The sequence below is a fragment of the Actinomadura sp. BRA 177 genome (genome assembly GCF_013372625.1).
GTDB lineage: Bacteria > Actinomycetota > Actinomycetes > Streptosporangiales > Streptosporangiaceae > Spirillospora.
The window spans coordinates 1-2,222 of record NZ_JABXFD010000566.1 but is presented as its reverse complement, the minus strand read 5'-3'; the positions used below and the strand labels follow the sequence as shown (position 1 = coordinate 2,222).

General features: G+C 74.4%; 2 protein-coding genes. Both read right to left on the bottom strand.

Going from position 1 to position 2,222, the window contains the following annotated elements; translation table 11 throughout:
* A partial coding sequence (locus HUX53_RS32240) for a serine/threonine-protein kinase (RefSeq protein WP_176406991.1) occupies positions 1-1,109 on the bottom strand: 1,109 nt, incomplete at its 3' end.
* Positions 1,110-1,117: 8 nt separating this feature from the next.
* Positions 1,118-2,222: N-6 DNA methylase (locus tag HUX53_RS32235; protein ID WP_176406990.1), on the bottom strand; the 1,105-nt coding region annotated here is incomplete at its 5' end.

The window sequence follows — 2,222 nt, the reverse complement described above, 5'->3', positions numbered from 1 at the left end:
TGCGGGGTGGTGTGCACGCGGCGGTCGGCTGCGCAGTCGTGCGCGCGGTGCGTGGGGGGCGCTGAGCCGCGGCGCCGGGCGAGGACGTCAGCGGCCGCGGGTGCCGCCGCATTGCGGGGGGCGGGGGCGGGGGGGGGCCCGTGGCCCGCGAGGTGTCGGCGGCCGACGCGGGGCCAGGTGCGGGCCGGGGCGGTGTAGGTGCTGAGCGTCCGGCCGGCGACGTCCGCGTACATGCGGAGTGCGCTGCGCCCGGCCCGCACCGCGCCGGGCAGTTCCTGGAGCCCGGACGTGTGCGGGTGCAGCGCGTCGAACACCTCATCCGCGGACGCGGGACGCGCCTCGGGCGCCTTCGCCAGCAGCCGCCGCACGAGGTTCTCCAGGTCGGACGGGACATCGGCGCGCAGCCGGCGGAGCGGAACCGCCTCCTCGTAGATGTGGGCGTGCATCAGCGACACATGGTCGGGCCCTTGGAAAGGCCCCTGCCCGCTGAGCATCTGGTAGAGCACGCAGCCGAGCGCGTACAGATCGCTGGACGGGCTGTACTTCCCCCGGAACTGCTCCGGCGCCATGTACGCGAGCGTGCCGAGCAGCTGGTCGGTGCTCGTGAGGCGGGACCGTTCGTCGGCGTCCAGGGCGACGGCCAGCCCGAAGTCGAGGACCTTGACCGCGCCGTCCTTGTCGACCATGAGGTTGCTGGGCTTCAGGTCGCGGTGGACGAACGACTTCGCGTGCGCATGGCTGAGGACGGCGCTGACCTGCGCGGCGATCGCTGCGGCCCAGCCGACAGGCAGCGGATCATGTTCGGCGACCAGGTCGTCGACGTTGACGCCGTCCACCAGTTCCATGACGAGGTAGAGGCGCCCGTCGAAGGGGCCGCCGGTGACCCGGTCGGCGTCGTAGAGGACCGGCACGCCGGGATGGCCCATGCGCGCGGTGAGCTGCGATTCGCGGACGAACCGCCTGATCAGCTCGGGTTCGTCACCGAACCGGACGAACTTGACGGCGACGCGGCGCCGCAGCCGCGTGTCGGTGGCGCCCCAGACCTCTCCCATCCCGCCCTTGCCGATGTGGACGGGATCCAGTTGGTAGCGGCCGGCGATGGTCGTCACGCCGCCATTCAACCGCCCGGGCGGAGCCCGCCGCCACCGAGTCCCTCGATGCCGAGCGCGATGGTGTCGTCCCCGGCGGCCGCCAGCTCGCGCAGCGCCGCGGACAACTCCGCGAGGCGGCGGTGGGCGGCCCCGTAGGCGCGCTGCTCCTCAATCGGCAGGCGCGGGACCGCCGTCCTGCGGACATCCGCGCGAGACGAGGTGGACGATCCGCGGGCCATACCCGCCGCCATCAGGAAGCAGGCGAGGAAATAGGGGTCGTACCGGGTCTGGTCGGCACGGAACACCTGGACCTGCGGCCCGACCGCGACGCCTGCGACGTCGACCACCCGCGGGTGGACGCGGCGGCCCACCTGCGCGACGGCGATGTCCCCCTGGCGGAGCAGCAGAAGCCCGGGAGCGGGGACGGTCCGGGCGGACGGGTCGCGGTCGAGCGTGATGTCCTTGCCGGTCAGGACGGGAATGTCGCCCGCGCCGAGGTCCATCGTGATCGGCGGGTGCAGCACCTCGACCGTGCCGTGCCGGATCAGTTCGGCGAACGTCACCGTGCTGTGCTCGCCCGCCTCGCCGAGGGGCGCCAATTCGTTCGCGAGGGCGTTGACGGCGGCGAGCCGGTCGCGGAACCGGGCGCGCGCGGCGTCGAACCCGGCCCGGATGTCGGCGCTGCCGCGCAGGTGACGGGCCGGGGTCACGTCCACCGCGTCGTCCAGCAGATCGACCAGCGGGACGGCCCGTCCGATGCCCGGTTCGCCGGTGCCGCGCAGGAACCGCAGCGTGCCGGCGATCACGGTCTCGGGCGGAGCGGACGCGTCCACCATCAGCACGTGGGCGGGCGGCGGGTCACCGTCCGCGGGCCGGCGCAGCAGCCACAGATGGGGCGCCGCGGCCGACCCCGCCGCGCCGGCGGGCAGTTCGAGCACTGCCCGGAGCGTGCCGGTGCGCAGCAGACCCGCCCGGATCCGTCGCCCCGAACGCCGGTCGGCGGCCGCCTGCGGCATCAGCACGGCCGCCTCACCACCGGGCCGCAGATGCCAGAGCACATGCTGAACCCACGCCAACTCCGGTTCCCCACGCGGCGGAAGCCCGTGCCCCCACCGCGCGTCCCCGCCCAAC